At 68.9% G+C, this 16,614-nt stretch carries 16 protein-coding genes; 7 read left to right on the top strand and 9 right to left on the bottom strand.

Annotation, left to right across the window (positions count from 1 at the left end; genetic code table 11):
* Complete coding sequence (locus CRP45_RS20335; protein ID WP_097246379.1) at positions 1-747, top strand: succinate dehydrogenase/fumarate reductase iron-sulfur subunit; 747 nt, start codon at positions 1-3, stop codon at positions 745-747.
* Between the two features lie 74 nt (positions 748-821).
* Here CRP45_RS20335 and CRP45_RS20330 read toward each other — a convergent pair whose 3' ends face one another.
* The 4 genes from CRP45_RS20330 to CRP45_RS20315 all read right to left on the bottom strand — a co-directional run bounded on the left by CRP45_RS20330 (position 822) and on the right by CRP45_RS20315 (position 2,560).
* Entirely contained in the window at positions 822-1,019 is a 198-nt protein-coding gene (locus tag CRP45_RS20330) for a hypothetical protein (protein ID WP_067792544.1), read from the bottom strand.
* Positions 1,020-1,194: 175 nt separating this feature from the next.
* A complete protein-coding gene (locus CRP45_RS20325) occupies positions 1,195-1,434 on the bottom strand; it encodes a DUF397 domain-containing protein (protein ID WP_245910259.1) in 240 nt (79 codons plus the stop codon).
* Positions 1,431-1,634, bottom strand: coding sequence for a DUF397 domain-containing protein (locus CRP45_RS20320; protein WP_067792543.1), 204 nt, complete (start codon positions 1,632-1,634; stop codon positions 1,431-1,433). The genes CRP45_RS20325 and CRP45_RS20320 overlap by 4 nt, the downstream gene beginning before the upstream one ends.
* Entirely contained in the window at positions 1,631-2,560 is a 930-nt protein-coding gene (locus tag CRP45_RS20315; protein ID WP_097246378.1) for a helix-turn-helix domain-containing protein, read from the bottom strand. Before CRP45_RS20315 ends, CRP45_RS20320 begins: the two co-directional genes overlap by 4 nt.
* Positions 2,561-2,877: 317 nt before the next feature.
* On the opposite strand from CRP45_RS20315, the gene CRP45_RS20310 reads away from it, so the two are divergent.
* On the top strand, positions 2,878-3,198 hold the full coding sequence (locus CRP45_RS20310) for a hypothetical protein (protein WP_067792540.1): 321 nt from the start codon (positions 2,878-2,880) through the stop codon (positions 3,196-3,198).
* On the top strand, positions 3,198-3,404 hold the full coding sequence (locus CRP45_RS20305) for a hypothetical protein (RefSeq protein WP_067792538.1): 207 nt from the start codon (positions 3,198-3,200) through the stop codon (positions 3,402-3,404). Before CRP45_RS20310 ends, CRP45_RS20305 begins: the two co-directional genes overlap by 1 nt.
* Before the next feature lie 49 nt (positions 3,405-3,453).
* On the opposite strand, the gene CRP45_RS20300 is transcribed toward CRP45_RS20305, so the two are convergent.
* Positions 3,454-4,383: a DNA-3-methyladenine glycosylase family protein gene (locus CRP45_RS20300; RefSeq protein WP_097246684.1), complete on the bottom strand. Its 930-nt coding sequence runs from the start codon at positions 4,381-4,383 to the stop codon at positions 3,454-3,456.
* A 357-nt stretch (positions 4,384-4,740) separates the two neighbouring features.
* On the opposite strand from CRP45_RS20300, the gene CRP45_RS20295 reads away from it, so the two are divergent.
* A complete protein-coding gene (locus CRP45_RS20295) occupies positions 4,741-5,181 on the top strand; it encodes a hypothetical protein (RefSeq protein WP_097246377.1) in 441 nt (146 codons plus the stop codon).
* Positions 5,182-5,263: 82 nt separating this feature from the next.
* Here CRP45_RS20295 and CRP45_RS20290 read toward each other — a convergent pair whose 3' ends face one another.
* Positions 5,264-8,026 carry an FAD-binding and (Fe-S)-binding domain-containing protein gene (locus CRP45_RS20290; RefSeq protein ID WP_097246682.1) on the bottom strand — a complete coding sequence of 921 codons (2,763 nt, stop codon included), beginning with the start codon at positions 8,024-8,026 and terminating at the stop codon, positions 5,264-5,266.
* Between the two features lie 153 nt (positions 8,027-8,179).
* On the opposite strand from CRP45_RS20290, the gene CRP45_RS20285 reads away from it, so the two are divergent.
* Positions 8,180-10,060, top strand: coding sequence for an ABC transporter ATP-binding protein (locus CRP45_RS20285; RefSeq protein WP_097246376.1), 1,881 nt, complete (start codon positions 8,180-8,182; stop codon positions 10,058-10,060).
* 57 nt (positions 10,061-10,117) lie between these two features.
* On the opposite strand, the gene CRP45_RS20280 is transcribed toward CRP45_RS20285, so the two are convergent.
* Positions 10,118-11,113, bottom strand: coding sequence for an oxidoreductase (locus CRP45_RS20280; protein WP_067792578.1), 996 nt, complete (start codon positions 11,111-11,113; stop codon positions 10,118-10,120).
* A gap of 142 nt (positions 11,114-11,255) precedes the next feature.
* Positions 11,256-12,323, bottom strand: a complete 1,068-nt coding sequence (locus CRP45_RS20275; RefSeq protein WP_179830935.1) for a DNA polymerase IV — start codon at positions 12,321-12,323, stop codon at positions 11,256-11,258.
* A 184-nt stretch (positions 12,324-12,507) separates the two neighbouring features.
* On the opposite strand from CRP45_RS20275, the gene CRP45_RS20270 reads away from it, so the two are divergent.
* Both CRP45_RS20270 and CRP45_RS20265 read left to right on the top strand, forming a co-directional pair.
* Positions 12,508-13,089, top strand: coding sequence for a TetR/AcrR family transcriptional regulator (locus tag CRP45_RS20270; RefSeq protein ID WP_097246375.1), 582 nt, complete (start codon positions 12,508-12,510; stop codon positions 13,087-13,089).
* Positions 13,086-13,529, top strand: coding sequence for a PaaI family thioesterase (locus CRP45_RS20265; protein WP_067792526.1), 444 nt, complete (start codon positions 13,086-13,088; stop codon positions 13,527-13,529). The genes CRP45_RS20270 and CRP45_RS20265 overlap by 4 nt, the downstream gene beginning before the upstream one ends.
* A gap of 497 nt (positions 13,530-14,026) precedes the next feature.
* Here the strand turns inward: CRP45_RS20265 and lon are convergent, their stop codons facing one another.
* Positions 14,027-16,381 carry an endopeptidase La gene (gene lon, locus CRP45_RS20260; protein ID WP_245910301.1) on the bottom strand — a complete coding sequence of 785 codons (2,355 nt, stop codon included), beginning with the start codon at positions 16,379-16,381 and terminating at the stop codon, positions 14,027-14,029.
* Positions 16,382-16,614: the final 233 nt, after the last annotated feature.

Raw genomic sequence — 16,614 nt, 5'->3', positions numbered from 1 at the left:
ATGGGTTACGACGCCAAATTCCGCGTGTGGCGCGGCGATCAGGACGGCGGCGCGCTCGAGGACTTCACCGTGGAGGTGAACGAGGGCGAGGTGGTGCTCGACATCATCCACCGGCTACAGGCCACCCAGGCGCCCGATCTAGCGGTGCGGTGGAACTGCAAGGCGGGTAAGTGCGGTTCCTGCTCGGCGGAGGTCAACGGGCGGCCGCGCCTGCTCTGTATGACCCGCATGTCCACCTTCGAGCCGGACGAGCTGATCACCGTGACGCCGATGCGCACCTTCCCGGTGATCCGCGACCTTGTCACGGATGTGTCGTTCAACTACGAGAAGGCCAGGGAGATCCCGTCGTTCACGCCGGCGCCCGACCTGAAACCCGGTGACTACCGGATGAAGCAGGTGGATGTGGAGCGGTCGCAGGAGTTCCGCAAGTGCATCGAATGCTTCCTGTGCCAGAACACTTGTCACGTGGTGCGCGACCACGAGGAGAACAAGCAGGCCTTCGCCGGTCCGCGTTTCCTGATGCGTATCGCGGAGCTGGAGATGCATCCGCTGGACGTCGCCGATCGCCGCGAATTGGCCCAGCAGGACCAGGGTCTCGGCCTGTGCAACATCACCAAGTGCTGCACCGAGGTGTGCCCGGAGCACATCAAGATCACCGACAACGCGCTGATCCCGCTGAAGGAGCGGGTCGCCGACAAGAAGTACGATCCGCTGGTCTGGTTGGGGAACAAGCTCTTCCGTCGCTGAGCTCTTTCGAGCGAGAGTTCTTCGAAGCCGATGTCAACCGGCCGGGTTCACACCCGGCCGGTCGGCGCACCCGTTCACAGCATCGCGACAACGCCGATGGCGACCAGCCACACCAGCACGCCGACGAACAAGGCCGACAGCAGTGAGCTGGTGAGTACATACACGCCCACCGATGACACCGCGAAAAGCAGCGCGACGATCAGCCATTCCACCCAATCGCCCGGCCGCAACTTCTTGTACCGAGGTGGGGGGTTCTTCAACCCGCGGTCCACGAGATATGGGCTACCCGTTCACATCCGAGGTAAACGTCATTCGTTGTCGAATCTGCTCCGTTTCGTGATCTTCGCGCCAGACATGATCACGGCGCGGGAATGAACACAGCGCGGAGACGGGCACAACGCGGCCCGGCCGACGGGCTTTCGCGCCGCCGAACCGGGCCGTCGGATCTCACGGTAGATCGAACTCGCCGTCGTGCACCCCCGCGGTGAAAGCCGCCCATTCCCCCGGGGTGAAGATCAGCACGTGACCGTCCGGGTCCGAGGCGCTGCGCAGTGCGACATGACCTGCCGCCAGCAATGCCACCTCCACGCCGTCGGGTCCCGCGCCGCCCGCCTTGCGCCACTCGGCGTCGGCCAATTCCACCGCCGCACCGAGCTTGTCGCCGACGGGGCCGCCAGAAATGTTCACGGGCGGGCGAATTCGCCGTCGGCGACGCCCGCCGAGAAGGCGTCCCACTCGCTGGGCGTGAAGATCAAGGCCGGACCCTCCGGGTTCTTGCTGTCGCGGACGCCGACCTGCCCACCGGGCAGGAAGGCCACTTCCACGCAGTCCCTGCTGCCGGAACGGGTGCTCTTGATCCAGGTCGCGCCGACGAGTTCCGTCCTCATACCGCACACTCCTTCGCTAACTGCCGAAGCAGATGTCTACTGGGTTGGATGTCCAGCGCAGAGCGCTGGAGGCACTCGTGTGCCAGGTGGTAACGCTCAACATCGGCCGGTCTTTCGAGGTAGAGGTCTCCGGTGAAACCCTCTACGTACACCACCGGTGGCTCTACCTGATGTCCCTTGCTGTCGGTGCCGAACCCTAGAACGGTGAACGGACCCGTGGAATCGCCGAGCGGGACGCCGGCCGCGAACGGCAGGATACGCAGGGAGACATTGGGTCTGGTGCTGAAATCGGCAAGATGACGTAGCTGCGCCGCCATCACTTTCGAGCCACCCACCGCGCGGTGCAAGACCGACTCGTGCAACACCACGTCCACGACGGCGGGGGAGGCCCTTCGGGTGACGAGAGCTTGGCGTTGTATGCGCAGCTGGACGCGCCGTTCGATCTCGTCCTCGGTGTCGTCGGGGTAGCAGAGCCGGCTGAGCGCCCTGGTGTACTCGGGGGTCTGGAGCAAACCAAGGACGAGTTCGGACTGGTAGGAGCGCAGCTCGCGGGCCGAGGCCTCCAAACCGACGTAGACGTCGAAGTTTTCGGGGATTAGGTCGCCGAAGGCGTGCCACCAACTCTTGACCGCCGCCTGCTGCGCCAGGCCCTTGAGTCCGTCGCAGAGCTCGTCGGGGATGCCGTAGATACGGCACAGCTCCTGGATGTCGATGGTGCGGATGCGGTCGGCCTGGCCCTTCTCCAGCCGTTGTAAAGTGCTGGCGCCCCACTCCATCAGGCGGGCGGCCTCGGCGATGGTGAGCCCGGCCTGGGTACGCCAGTCCCTGAGGTATCGCCCCAATTGGCGGCGCGGTAGAGTGGACGAGCCGTTGTCGGAGGCCGCGGGCGTGCGGTGCGTCTCCGCGGCCGCGCGCTCCGAATTCACTGCTGCTCTTGCCGAACTCGCTGACACAGTAACGCTCCGTTCTGTGCTCGGTCTCCTCACCCGAGGCGGTCAGGGGCGTACCCACAAGCTCGGTTCCCCGTGACTTCGCTTGGGCAATAAGGGCAATGGGCTTCGTGTGGCGCTGCTTCATCCACTATGGAGAATCCTGCCCTCCCGGCTGGTTTTCGTGCTGGGAATTCGCGCGAAATCTTTGGATATCCACGAAGGACGCCGTGTCGCGGCCGCCTCGGTGGTGTGCTGGGAGTGTGCTCGGATCGAGCGCGGCACCGTAAAACCGCACGCAGGAACGAGGAGTCATGGCCGTACAAGTCATAGGGTCGTCGTTGATGACCAGCGATCTGACACCGCATCGAGCGCGCAGCGTAGGGCAGGAAGGCTGGGTGGTCTCCTATTTGCCCGGGCGCACCCTCACGTGCGCGCAGGCGGTTGCGGCGCTGCGGGTTGCCGAGGTGGTGCCAAGCCTCCTCGACACCGTCGGTCAGCTCGCCGACGAGGTGGGGCTCACCGCGCTCGAGGCGGTCGGCATGGCGGCGCACCTCGCGCCGTGGGACGAACGGCCCGCGCCACGACGCTCCCGACTACTCGGTTCCGCCCGCGAGCGGGTTGGGGTCGCCTGATGCAACTGACGAATCTGAACATGCACGTCGCGGGTCTGCTGGTCTGCGGACGCGACCCCGGCGTGATGACCGACGAACAGGCGCACGCGGCAATGCAATTGCACATCGACTGCACCGTCGACCAGTGCCTGGTGCGCCGACGCGCCCGCACCACCCTCGTCGAATCGGGCAAATGCGTCCTGGACGAGCGCGCATTACAACTGTGAGCCCGACCGAATGTCACCGGCACAGCGTGTGACCGACCGAAGGTTACCTTCAGTGCCAGGTGTGATCGGTGAGTGGGGTGCGTGGGCCGAACTTCGGCTTGTGTGCCTGGCCGCTGATCTCCAGGAGGCGGATGGCCCGGTAGCGGTGGGGGCGTAGGGGTTCGAGGTATTCGACCATCGCGTCGTCGTCGATCGGGCGTCCGAGCAAGGTCCAGCCGACGACTGCCGCCAGGTGGTAGTCGCCGACCGAGAGCGCGTCGGCGTCGCCGTAGGCGCGCTGGGCGGTCTCGGCGGCCGTCCACACGCCGATGCCCGGCACCGAGCACAGCCGTCGCGCCGCCTCGGCCGGGTCCTGATCGGCGGTGCGCTCCAGCGATTCCGCGAGCCGCGCCGCGCGCACGATGGTCTGCGCGCGTTGCGGTCCGACGTTCGCGCGATGGTAGGTCCAGGACGGGATGCGCCGCCATGTCTCGGCGTCCGGTGGTAGGCGCAGCCCGTCCGGCGCGGGCCCCGGCGCGGGCTCGCCGAACTCGCGCAGCAGCTTTCGCCAGGAGGCGCGCGCCGAGATGGTGTGCACCTTCTGCTCGAGCACGGCGGGCACCAGCGATTCCAGGACCAAGCCGGTACGCAGCATGCGCAGGCCGGGGAAGCGGCGGTGCGCCTCGGCCAGCTTGGGGTGCTCGGGAGCGAAGCCGGACAGGTCCTCGTCCAGGCACAGCATGTGCTCGAGCCGGTCGAGGAACTCGGCCGCGCCCGCGCCCCATGCCTGTGCCAGCACCGAACACCGATCGCCCTGGACGAGCCGGTAGGTCACCGGACCGCTCGGCATCCGGGAAGCGCGCCAGTGCGCGCCGTCGGCGGTCACCCGATGGCAGGGGTCGCCGGTACCGCGGCGCAGCGGCGCGAGGGTGTGCGCGAGATCGATCGGCCGGTCGGACGTCACCGTTCGAGCCAGGCCGGACCGCGCGGCCGTTGCCATCTGTTCGCGCACGGACCCATTCTCCGCGACTCGGGTGCGGCTAGCGCACCCGGCCCGGTCGGCGACGGCATCACCTGGGGGCCCGGAACGAGCGGACCTCCGCGGCCCGAATCTGTAGGAACCAGGCTCGATGCGCCAATGATCTTGTCGTCGAACACAATTCCGCCGCGTGCGTACCGCACCAAGATTTGATCGGGCGACCAGGCTCGGATATAACCTTCCATAACTTTCATCGTTGTAATTCGCCCGTGAAACCTTCTGCACGCCAATCGGTTTGCTGCGTTCACGGGCCGGGAGGGTACGGAAATCACGCGTCTGGCCACCAGAAAATTCGGCCGTAAGGCTCTCGTCGCGGCATTGCCGCTCGCGGTCGCGGTGACCTTCGCGGGCGCGGGAGCGGCTTCCGCCGACGCCTCGGGCATCGCCCCGCAGTCGGCTGGCGTCGTGCAGGCGGTCGAGACTTCGGACACGGTTCAGCAGGTCATCCCGGTCGTCGCCCGGCCCGCCGCCGCGGATGTCGCACAGCCAGCCACCCCGGAGGTGGCGCAGCCGGTGGCGGCCACGGCTCCGCAGGACATCGCCACCAACCCGAACGCGGCCAACCACGATCCGCTGGCCAATGGCGCGGCGGCGGGCGCGATTGTCGGAGCCGTGTTCGGAGCCGTAGTCTGCGGCGCCACCATCGTCGGGATTCCCCTCATCCCGCTGTGTGTCCTCGGCCCCGCTTTCCAGGGCGCCTTGGTCGGTTTGATCGTCGGCGCGATCGCCCCGGACGTCATTCCGCAGGTTCTGCCCTGATCCCTCGGGATCGACGATTCTCGTTTTCGGACGATCCAGGTGCGCGGCACTGATCGCGACAGTGCCGTGGACCACCTGTTTGTCACTCGCCCATGAGGAATTGCGCCAGATGCAGGCCGGGGCGGCCGGTCAGCTGGGCGCTCTGGGTGCGACAGGAGAAACCGTCGGCGAGGAATATCGCGTCGTCGGGCGCCTCGCGCAGCGCGGGTAGCAGACCATTACCGGCCACCGCGACCGAAATGTCGTAGTGGCCTTTCTGCATGCCGAAATTGCCGGCGAGGCCGCAGCATCCGGCGATCTCCGTCACCCGCGCGCCGGTGCCCGCCAATATCCGGCGATCCGCGGCGAAGCCGACCACCGAATGCTGGTGACAATGCGGCTGGACGACCACTCGGCTGTTCGGCCGCCGCGGCGGCTGCCAGTCCGGGTGGTCCAGCAGGAACTCGGCCAGCGTGCGGACGGCCGCCGCGGTGGGTGCGGCGCGCGGGTCGTCGGCGAGGAGTTCGGGGAGGTCGGCGCGCAGGGTGGCGGTGCACGAAGGTTCCAGGCCGACGACGATGCCGCCCGCGCGAACGTGCTCGTCCAACTCGGCCAGGGTGGCGCGGAGTTTGGCTCGCGCGCCGTCGAGTTGTCCGGTGCTGATCCAGGTCAGGCCGCAGCACACGCGGCGGCGGGGGATTCGGACGCGGTGGCCGAGCGATTCGATCAAGGTGACGGCGGCGTGGGCGATGTCGGGGTCGAAGGCGTCGGTGAAGGTGTCGACCCAGAGGAGTACGTCGGGGGTCGGCGGTTCGGGGGACAGCAGCGCGCGGGCGCGGGCGGTGCGGCGGAACGGGCGGTCGGCCAGGCGGGGGATTTCGCGGCGCGGGTCGATGCCCGCCGCGCGTAGGCCGATCCGGCGTAACCAGTCGATTCCGGCTATCGCGTTGGCGGCGCGGGGGATTCGGCTCGCCGGGCGGAGCCAGCGCGGAAGCCAGCCGAGGGCGTAGTGGTCGAGCGGGCGTGGCCTGCGGCGGTAGCGGCGGTACATGGCCTCGGCCTTGTAGGTCGCCATGTCGACGTCGGCCGGGCAGTCGGAGCGGCAGGCTTTGCAGGAAAGACACAGGTCGAGCGATTCGGCGACGGCGGGCGCGGACCAGGGCAGTTCGCCGCGCACCACCTCTTGCAGGACGCGGGCGCGGCCTCGGGTGCTGTCCTTCTCGTCGGCGGTGGCCAGGTACGAGGGGCACATGAAACCGCCCGCGGCGGAGCTGTCGGCGCGGCACTTGCCGACACCGACGCAGCGATGCACCGCGGTGCCGATGTCGCCGTCGTCGTGCGGGAAGGCGAAGCCGGCGCCGGGAACCCGCGGCAGACCAGCGACGCGCAGGTCGGCGTCGACCGGGCGCGGCTCGACCAGAACGCCGGGGTTGAGCACGTCGTCGGGGTCGAACAGCGCCTTGTATCCGGCGAAAGCGGCGAGCGTCCCGGGGGAGTACATCACCGAGAGCAGTTCGGAGCGGGCCCGCCCGTCGCCGTGCTCGCCCGACAGCGAACCGCCGTAGCGCACCACGAGTTCGGCGGCGTCGAACACGAACGCGCGGAAGCGTTGCGGCGCTTCGGTGATCGGCAGGTCGAGGCGCACGTGGATACAGCCGTCGCCGAGGTGGCCGTAGAGCAAACCGTCCACTCCGTGCTGCGCGGTGAGTTCGGCGAAATCGCGCAGGTACGCGCCGAGGTGCTCGGGTGGGACGGCGGAATCCTCCCAGCCGGGCCAGGCCGGACTGCCGTCGGACGTGCGTCCGGCGAGGCCTGCGCCGTCGGCGCGGATCCGCCAGAGCGCCGCGACCGCCGCGATGTCGGTGACGATGCGGGCGTCCAGCGCGTGCGTGGTCCGGCACAGCGTTTCCGCCATCGCGAGCGCTTCGGCCGCGTTCGCGCCGGTGGTCTCGACGAACAGCCAACCGTTGCCACGCGGCAGTTCGGGCACCGTGCCGCGGTGCGTGCGAACCACGTCAACCAGGCGGGCGTCGATGCCCTCGACCGCGATCGGCGCGCACGCCATGACGGCGGCGACATCGTCGGCGGCGGTCGCGATGTCCGGGTAACCGAGCACCGTGAGCACGGTGGCGCGCGGCAATTCGACCAGTTCGACCTCCGCGTCGAGCAGCAGCCCGCAAGTGCCCTCGCTGCCGACGAACGACTTGGCGACGGCCGAACCGCGTTCGGGCAGTAGATGTTCCAGTCCGTAGCCCGACGCCTGCCGATCGAAACGGCCGAGTTCGGTGCGCAGTACGGCGAGGTTGGACCTGGTGAACTCGGACAGTCCGGGCACGGCGGCGAGATCGTTCCCGAGAACGCGCTCGGTTCCGGTTCCGTCGAGAATGCGCAGCTCGCGCACGGTATCGGAGGTGCGGCCCCACGCGACGGCGCGCGGACCGCAGGCGTTGTTGCCGATCATGCCGCCGAGGGTGCAGCGGTTCTGCGTGGACGGGTCGGGGCCGAGCCGCAACCCGTGCGGTCGAGCCGCGGCCTGCAATGCGGACAGCACCACGCCCGGCTGCACCCGCGCGGTTCGACTGTCGGGGTCGATGCGCACGATGCGGTTCATGTGCCTGCTGAAGTCGAGCACGAGCCCGGCGCCGATCGCATTGCCCGCCACCGATGTTCCGGCGCCGCGTGCGGTGACCGGCAGGCCGTGTTCGCGCGCGAAGTGCAGGGTTACGGCGACGTCGGAGTCGGTGCGCGGGAAGACCACCGCGGTCGGCGGCACGCGATAGTTCGACGCGTCGGAGGAGTACTCCGCGCGGCGGCGGGGTGACGCGTCGACCTCGCCGTCGACCCGTGTGCGCAGCGCTGCCAGCATCCGCTCCTCGGTCACGATGCCAGCCTAGGGCGTGCCTTCGGGTTCGCTCCGACCGTGCGCAGGCTGTGCGGGAATCGGCTTGATCTCAACCTTTGTTTAGGTCCTAGTGTCGGTGGCCAGTAGTTGGATGGCGGGGGTCGAGAGGGAGCGATCGTGAGTATCGAATCGGTGGCGTGGAGCCAGATGTATCGGCGGATGAACGCGCCCGACGAGCAGCGCCCGTTCAGTCTCGCCACCGCGAAGCGCATCCTGCGGTTCGCCGCGCCGCACCGGCGGCGGATCGCGGTGTTCCTGGTGTTCAGCGTGGTCTCGGCGCTGCTCGCGGTGGCGACGCCGGTGCTGGCCGGGCGGGTGGTGAACGACATCGTCGGCGGGGCCGCGCCGCGCGTTGTGGTGACGGTGGCGGCGATCATCGGAGTGCTCGCCGTGTTGGACGCGGCCCTCGGGCTCGGTATCCGCTGGCTGTCGTCGCGGATCGGCGAAGGTCTGATCCTTGACCTGCGCCGTGCGGTGTTCGACCACGTGCAGCGGATGCCGATCGCCTTCTTCACCCGCACCAGGACCGGCGCGCTGGTGAGCAGGCTGAACAACGATGTGATCGGCGCGCAGCGAGCCTTCAGCGACACGCTGTCCGGTGTCGTCGCGAACCTGGTGACGCTGGCGCTCACGCTCGCGGTGATGCTCGGCATCTCCTGGCGGATCACGCTGCTCGCGCTGGTGCTGCTTCCGGTGTTCGTCATCCCGGCGCGGCGAATGGGCAACCGGCTGGCCGGGTTGCAGCGCGAGGCCGCGCGGCTGAACGCGGCCATGAGCACGCAGATGACCGAGCGGTTCTCCGCGCCGGGCGCCACGCTGGTGAAGTTGTTCGGCCGCCCCGAGCAGGAGTCCGACGAGTTCGCGCTGCGGGCCCGGCGGGTGCGCGACATCGGCGTGCGCACCGCGATGTTGCAGACGGTGTTCGTGACCTCGCTGACGCTGGTCTCGGCCCTGGCGGTCGCCCTGGTCTACGGGCTCGGCGGCTGGTACGCGCTGCGCGGGCAGTTGGACGCGGGCGCGGTCGTCGCGCTCTCGCTGCTGCTGACCAGGCTGTACACGCCGCTGACCGCGCTGGCCAGCGCGCGGATGGAGATCATGGCCGCGCTGGTGAGCTTCGAGCGGGTCTTCGAGGTGCTCGATCTGCGTCCGCTGATCGAGGACGCGCCCGACGCGATCGCCGTGCCCGAGGGTCCGGTCGCGGTGGAGCTGGACGACGTGACCTTCGCGTACCCGTCGGCGGACAAGGTGTCGCTGGCCTCGCTGGAGGAAGTCGCGACGCTGGACACCAGGGGCGGGGTCGACGTGCTGCACAATGTGTCGCTGCGCGCCGAGCCCGGACAGCTGGTGGCGCTGGTGGGCTCGTCGGGAGCAGGGAAATCGACCATCGCCCAACTCGTTTCGCGCCTGTACGACGTGGACGGCGGCGCTGTCCGGCTCAACGGCGCCGACGTGCGGCAGATCGGCGCGCGCTCGCTGCACGAGACGGTCGGCCTCGTCACCCAGGACGGGCACCTGTTCCACGACACGATCCGCGCCAACCTGCTGCTCGCCCGCCCGGAGGCGACCGAGTCCGAGTTGTGGGACGCGCTGCGCAGGGCCCGCCTGCACGATCTGATCGCCGGGCTACCGGACGGCTTGGACACCGTGGTCGGCGAGCGCGGTTACCGCCTCTCCGGCGGCGAACGCCAGCGCCTGACCATCGCCCGCTTGCTGCTCAAGCAACCGCGCGTCGTCATCCTGGACGAGGCGACCGCCTCGCTCGACTCGACCTCCGAAGCGGCCGTGCAGGAAGCCCTTTCGGAAGCGCTGGAGGGCCGCACGGCCCTGGTGATCGCCCACCGCCTCTCCACCATCCGCGCCGCCGACCAAATCCTCGTCCTGGAAGAAGGCCGAGTCGTCGAACGCGGCACCCACACCCAACTCCTCGCCGCCGAAGGCCGCTACGCCGAGCTCTACCGCACCCAGTTCGCCGACGACCCGGTCACCATCGCCGCCTGACCCGCTCCCAGGAAAGGCCGCGCCGAACCAACCGGCGCGGCCCGCGGTCTGGTCGGCTCAGAATTCGCCGGCGACGCCGAGGACGGTTCGGCCGGTGTGGTTGCCGCTCTTGATGTCGCGGAGCACGGATTCGACCTCGGTGATCGGGGCGTAGTTCTCCAGGGTGGAGAGGTGGTGGGGGCGTAGGTCTTTGCCGAGGCGGGACCACAGTTCGCGGCGCTTCTCGATCGGGAGGTTGACCGAGTCGATGCCGAGCAGGGCGACGCCGCGCAGGATGAACGGCATGACGGTGGCGGGGAGGTCGTGGCCGCCGGTGAGGCCGCTGGCCGCGACCGCGCCGCCGTAGCCGATGCAGCTGAGCACGTAGGCCAGCGACTTGCCGCCGACGCTGTCGACCGCGCCCGCCCACTGCGCCTTTGCCAGCGGGCGCAGCTTCGCCTCGGGATCCTCGGGCAGACGGCCGATCACCTCGTTGGCGCCGAGTTCGGAGAGCAGGTCGCCCGCGTCCTTCTTGCCGGTGGAAGCGATGACCTCGAAGCCGAGGCCGGACAGGATGTCTACCGCCACGCTGCCGACGCCGCCGGTAGCGCCGGTCACCAGGATCGCGCCGTCGTCGGGGGTCAGGCCGCGGTCGAGCAGGGCCTGCACGCTCATCGCCGCGGTGAAACCGGCGGTGCCGAGGGCGGCGGCGTCGCGGGTGCTCAACCCGTCCAGCTTCACCACCCATTCGTCGGGCACCCTGGCGTATTCGGCGAAACCGCCGTTGCGCGAGACGCCGATCTCGTAGCCGTGCGCGACGACCAGGTCACCCGGCGCGAAATCGTCGGATTCGGAGGAGACGACCTCGCCGGTGATGTCGATGCCGGGCACGATCGGGTAGTTGCGGACCACACCGCCGCCCGGCGTGATGGCGAGTCCGTCCTTGAAGTTGGCGCTCGAGTAGTGCACCTTGATCGTCACGGTGCCCTGGCCGAGGAATCCCTCGTCGACCTGCTGCCGCGTCAACACGATCCCGCTGTCCGATTCGTGTGCCACCATCGCCCAGAACTCCATGCGGACGAGCATACGAGGATCGGCGGCCGCTCGAGGCGCTCCGCGACGGCCCGCGCGGTTGCCGCACCTCTCGGGCGACTGTCCGATTCTCCGGGCCACGATCCGCAGCACGTCAACGCCTGCGGATCGACACCAAGGGCCGTTACCCCTCGGGCACGAACTCCAACCGCACGCCGAGCAGACGAACGGGGCGGTCCAGGTCGAAGCGGTCGATGATGCGCAGCGCGGTCTCGGTGATGGTGGCGACGTCGGCGGTCGGCTCGGGGAGTTTGGCCTGTTTGCTGCTGGTGTAGAAGGTTTTGGTCCGCACTGTGACCGAGACCCGAATGCTGATCCGGCCCGCCTCGGCCATCTCCTCGGCGACCTCGGTCGCGATGCGCGCCACCTGCGCGCGGATCTCGGCCGGATCGGTGAGGTCGTGCGGGAAGGTCTCGGACTTGCTGCGGCCCACCGGGATTCGCGGCTCGGTGGTCACCTCGGTGTCGCCCTTGCCGTGGCCGAGCACCCACAGGTAAGGGCCGGTGGTCGGGCCGAACGCGTCGGCGAGGCGGTGGCGGTCGGCGGCCATCAGGTCGGCGACGCTGTCGATGCCGAGGTCGGCCAGCCGGGCGGCGATGCGGCTGCCGATGCCCCACAGCGCGTCGGTGGGGCGGTGTGCCATGACCTCGGTCCAGTTGGCGGCGGTCAGTCGGAACATGCCCGCGGCGGCGCCCGCGCCGGGTGCGTCGGAGGATTTGCCCGCGGACTTGGCGAAGCCGGTGGCGAGCTTGGCGGTGAGTTTGTTGTCGCCGATGCCGATGGAGCAGGTCAGGTCCAGCTCGGCGATGGCGCCGCGGATTTCCCTGGCGAGCAGTTCGGGATCGTCGGTGTCGGCCGCCAGGAACGCCTCGTCCCAGCCCCACACCTCGACCCGACCGGGGAATGTGCGCAGCAGCGCCATGACCTCCTCGGAAGCCTCTTCGTAGGCGGCCATGTCCAGCGGCAGGAAGATTCCGTCCGGGCATTTGCGCAGTGCGCTGCGCAGCGCCATGCCCGCGCGCACGCCGTACGCACGGGCGGGATACGACGCGCAGGTCACGACCTTGCGCGGCTCGTTCGGGTCGCCGTGGCCGCCGACGATGACCGGCTTGCCGCGCAGTTCCGGGTGGCGGCGGAACTCCACCGCCGCCTGGAATTGGTCGAGATCGACATGCAACAGCCATCTGGCCACGTCTCCGTAATACCGCACTGGTACGACAACCATGCGGGAGCGGGTGAACCTGCTCATGGGGTGGTTCTCTGCGTAAGAACCTGGCGGCGGGAAAAACAGGGTCCGGTGGTGCGTCTCCGCACAGGGGAGCCGGCCAGGGCATTGCCGCGTTGCGGCGGCGGGAAAACAGAACTAAATTCTGGTTATGAAGATCCGAGATCGGTTACTTCTGGCGGCCGAGCGCCAGTTCGCCGAGTACGGAGCGCTGGACGCGACGCTCGCGCAGATCCGCGAGGCGGCCGGAGCGAGCGTCGGCGCGCTCTACCACCACTTCCCAGACAAGGCGGATCTGTACCGGCAGGTGTGGGCGCACGCGCTGAGCGACTACCAGCAGCACTTCTGGGTGGTGGTCGGCCAGAGCACCGACGCGCGCGAGGGCATCACGGCGGGCGTGCGCGAGCACCTGCGCTGGGTGACCGAAAACCAGCACCGCGCAAAGGTTCTCACCTCAGCGCGCCCGCCCGGCGTGCGCGAGAGCGAAACCAACCGCACCTTCATGACCGACATCGCGCGCTGGTACCGCACCCACGCGGCCTACGGCGCGGTGCGCGCACTGGACCTGGATCTCGTCTACGCACTGTGGCTCGGCCCCGCGCAGGAGTACTCGCGGCAGTGGCTGGGCGGCAACATCCGCGTCGCGCCGACACAGGTCGGCGTGGAACTCGCCGAGGCGGCCTGGCTCGCCCTCGACGCCGGATCGACACCGAAAAGAACGGAGCGGCAATGACCGTCGACACCACAGCACTCGACCTCGACCTGGCCGAACAGATACTGACCGCGCAACCCTTCGCGAATCTGGTCGGCACCGAGATCACCCGATTCGGCGACGGCGCCGCCACCCTCGTCATCCCGATCCGGCAGGAACTCGGCCAGCAGTTCGGCTTCGTACACGGCGGAGTGCTCGCCTACGCGGCCGACAACGCCCTCACCTTCGCCGCAGGAACCGTGCTCGGCCCGAACGTGCTGACCGGCGGGTTCACCATCACCTACCTGCGCCCGGCCTCGGGGGTGCGATTGCGGGCCGAGGCCTCGGTGACGGGGTCCACGCGTCGGCAAGCCGTGGTGAGCTGCGAGATCTATGCCGAGTCCGAGGAGGGGGAGGCGGTGCTTTGTGCTGTGGCGCAGGGGACTACGCGCAGTGTCGAGAGGGAACTCGGGGGCGCTTGATCGCCTGCGGTGCTGTCCGGGCTGGTAGCTGCTGGCGGGTGGGTGGCGCCGTCCGCACGGGCTGATGGTTGCGTGCGGGTGGGTGCTTCGTCCGGATCGGTTGGTTGGTTGCGTTGGTGGACGTGGTTCCGGAGGTTGGGGCTACCTAGTTCACGCGCGCCTACCCGAGCACCCACAACAATGGGCGAAAGTACTGGTAGGCGCACCCCTTGGGTACCCCCAACACGGAAAACCGTCACCCCAACGCAACACCCACACCAAACCGAGCCCAGCTCCAAACAAGCTGCGGCAGGCACACCCCTTCAGCACCCGCGGCGTCGAAAGAGAACTCGGGGCGCTTGATCGGGTTCGCGGGGTGGTGGCACATAGGGTTCGCACGCCTCACATAGGCGGTGCCTATGTGAGGCGTGCAAAGCATGTGTGGCACTAGTCAGGGGTAGCGAAAGCCTGCCCGAACCGGAAGGGCCGGGCGCGGTTTCCCGCGCCCGGCCCGGAACTCATGCGGTGGCAGCGAAGGCGGGCCGATTCACCGCGGGCTCCACCACCGGCTCGATGGCGTAGGCCAGGATGTCCGCCACGTCGGCGACCGGTCGAACATCCAGCGCCGCAAGCACTTCGGCGGGCACCTCGTCCAGATCCGGCTCGTTGCGGGCCGGAATGAACACGGTCTTCAACCCGGCGCGCTGCGCGGCGAGCAGCTTCTGCTTCACGCCGCCGATCGGCAGGACCCGACCGTTCAGCGTGACCTCGCCGGTCATGCCGACGTCCGAGCGCACTTGGCGGCCGAGGGCCAGCGACACCAAGGCGGTGACCATGGTGACGCCCGCGGACGGACCGTCCTTGGGCACCGCGCCCGCCGGGAAGTGGATGTGGATGTTGCGGTCGAGCACCGACGGTTCGATGCCGATCTCCTCCAGGTGCGAGCGCACGTAGGTCAGCGCGATCTGCGCCGATTCCTTCATGACGTCGCCGAGCTGGCCGGTCAGGGTCAGCGAGCGCTCGCCCTCCGCGGCGTTGGCCTCGATGTAGAGGACGTCACCGCCCGCGCCGGTCACCGCGAGGCCGGTCGCCACGCCGGGGACCGCGGTCCGCTCCACCGAATCCGGGGTGAACCGGGGACGGCCGAGGTAATCCTTGAGGTCGCCGAGACCGATGGTCAGGTGACCGGAAGAGATCGTGTCGTAGCCGAGTTCGGGGTCGTAACCCAGACCGATGTCGGACACCGTTGCGCCGGAACCGACTTCGTCCTCCGCGAGCCGAGTCGCGGCCTTCCGCAACGCCTTCGCGATCAGGCGCTCCATCTGCCGCACGCCCGCTTCCCTGGTGTAGTTCGCCGCGATCTCGCGCAACGCCTCCTCGGTGATCGAAACCTCCTCGGCGGTCAGCGCATTGCGCTCGAGCTGGCGCGGAATCAGGAAGTCGCGGGCGATCGCGACCTTGTCGGCCTCGGTGTAGCCGTCGACCGTGATCAGCTCCATGCGGTCGAGCAGCGGACCGGGGATGGTCTCCATGACGTTCGCCGTCGCGATGAACAGCACGTCGGACAGGTCGAGATCCAGGTCCAGGTAGTGATCGCGGAAGGTGTGGTTCTGCGCCGGATCGAGCACCTCGAGTAGGGCCGCCGCCGGGTCGCCGCGGAAATCGGAACCGACCTTGTCGATCTCGTCGAGCAGCACGACCGGGTTCATCGAGCCCGCCTCCTTCATGGCGCGCACGATGCGGCCGGGCAGGGCGCCGACGTAGGTGCGGCGGTGGCCGCGGATCTCGGCCTCGTCGCGCACGCCACCCAGGGCGACGCGAACGAACTTGCGCCCCAAGGCCCGTGCGACGGACTCACCCAGCGAGGTCTTGCCGACACCGGGCGGACCGACCAGCACGAGCACCGCGCCGGAGCCGCGTCCGCCGACGACCTCCAGCCCGCGCTGCGCGCGCCGGGCCCGCACCGCCAGGTACTCGACCATCCGGTCCTTGACCTCGTCCAAGCCGTGGTGATCGGCGTCCAGCACCGCGCGTGCGGCGGAGACGTCGGTGGAATCGGTGGTCTTCTCGTTCCACGGCAGTTCGAGCACGGTGTCCAGCCAGGTCCGGATCCAGCCGGATTCCGGGCTCTGGTCGCTGGACCGCTCCAGCCTGCCGACCTCGCGCAGCGCCGCCTCGCGGACGGACTCGGGCAGGTCGGCCTGCTCCACGCGGGTGCGGTAGTCCTCGGCGCCGTCGGGCTCGTCCTCGCCGAGCTCCTTGCGAATGGCGTTGAGCTGCTGGCGAAGCAGGAACTCGCGCTGGCTCTTCTCCATATTCTCGCGGACCTCGTCACTGATCTTCTCGGTGACCTCGGCCTCGGCGATGTGCGCCTTTGTCCACTCGATGAGCGTGGTCAGGCGCTTGGCGACCTCGGGAGTCTCGAGCAGTTCGCGCTTCTGCTCGGGGGTCAGGTACGGCGCGTAGCCCGCGGTGTCGGCGATCGCGGACGGGTCGGTCAGCTGGTTGACCGCGTCGATGATCTGCCACGCCTCGCGACGCTGCAGCACCGAGACGACAAGCTTCTTGTATTCGGCGGCCAGCTCCTTGGTCCGGCCGTCCGGCGCCGGATTCTCGACCGGTTCGGCCTCGACCCACAGCGCGGCGCCCGGCCCGGTGACCCCGTGGCCGATCTTGGCGCGCCGCTCCGCCTTCAGGACCGCCGCGGGCGCGCCACCGCGCATCCGGCCGACCTGTTCGATGGTCGCGACGACGCCGTACGAGGCATAGCCCTCGGTCAGTCGCGGCGCGAGCAGCACCGCCTCGGACTTGGCTGCGCGCGCGGCGTCGATCGCGGCCTGCGCCGATTCGTCCAGTTCGATGGGCACGACCATGCCCGGCAGCACGATCGGATCGGTCAGGAACAGCACCGGCAGATTCTGAGGTGTAGTCACGTCTTCGACCCTTCCAAAAGTTGAGCGATGCCTACTCAACCCCACCCTTCCCGTCTTTGTTCCGCGCCCTCATGGACGTTCGCTCAGAGCGAAGACAGAACGGAACCTCGGCCGTCTGTGACAGTTCCCGCTCCCGCGTTGACACCCTCGCAATCGCAATGAGAATGTGGGGT

This window comes from Nocardia amikacinitolerans, assembly GCF_900215415.1.
Lineage (GTDB): Bacteria > Actinomycetota > Actinomycetes > Mycobacteriales > Mycobacteriaceae > Nocardia > Nocardia amikacinitolerans.
The sequence above is the reverse complement of the archived record's forward strand: the minus strand, read 5'-3'. Positions and strand labels throughout refer to the sequence as shown.

Coding starts and splice junctions, on each gene's coding strand:
- CRP45_RS20335 (WP_097246379.1), top strand. CDS start 1: ATGGGTTACGACGCCAAATTCCGCGTGTGGCGCGGCGATCAGGACGGC.
- CRP45_RS20320 (WP_067792543.1), bottom strand. CDS start 1,634: ATGAGGACGGAACTCGTCGGCGCGACCTGGATCAAGAGCACCCGTTCC.
- CRP45_RS20310 (WP_067792540.1), top strand. CDS start 2,878: ATGGCCGTACAAGTCATAGGGTCGTCGTTGATGACCAGCGATCTGACA.
- CRP45_RS20305 (WP_067792538.1), top strand. CDS start 3,198: ATGCAACTGACGAATCTGAACATGCACGTCGCGGGTCTGCTGGTCTGC.
- CRP45_RS20300 (WP_097246684.1), bottom strand. CDS start 4,383: ATGGCAACGGCCGCGCGGTCCGGCCTGGCTCGAACGGTGACGTCCGAC.
- CRP45_RS20290 (WP_097246682.1), bottom strand. CDS start 8,026: ATGCTGGCAGCGCTGCGCACACGGGTCGACGGCGAGGTCGACGCGTCA.
- CRP45_RS20280 (WP_067792578.1), bottom strand. CDS start 11,113: ATGGAGTTCTGGGCGATGGTGGCACACGAATCGGACAGCGGGATCGTG.
- CRP45_RS20270 (WP_097246375.1), top strand. CDS start 12,508: ATGAAGATCCGAGATCGGTTACTTCTGGCGGCCGAGCGCCAGTTCGCC.
- CRP45_RS20265 (WP_067792526.1), top strand. CDS start 13,086: ATGACCGTCGACACCACAGCACTCGACCTCGACCTGGCCGAACAGATA.
- lon (WP_245910301.1), bottom strand. CDS start 16,381: ATGGTCGTGCCCATCGAACTGGACGAATCGGCGCAGGCCGCGATCGAC.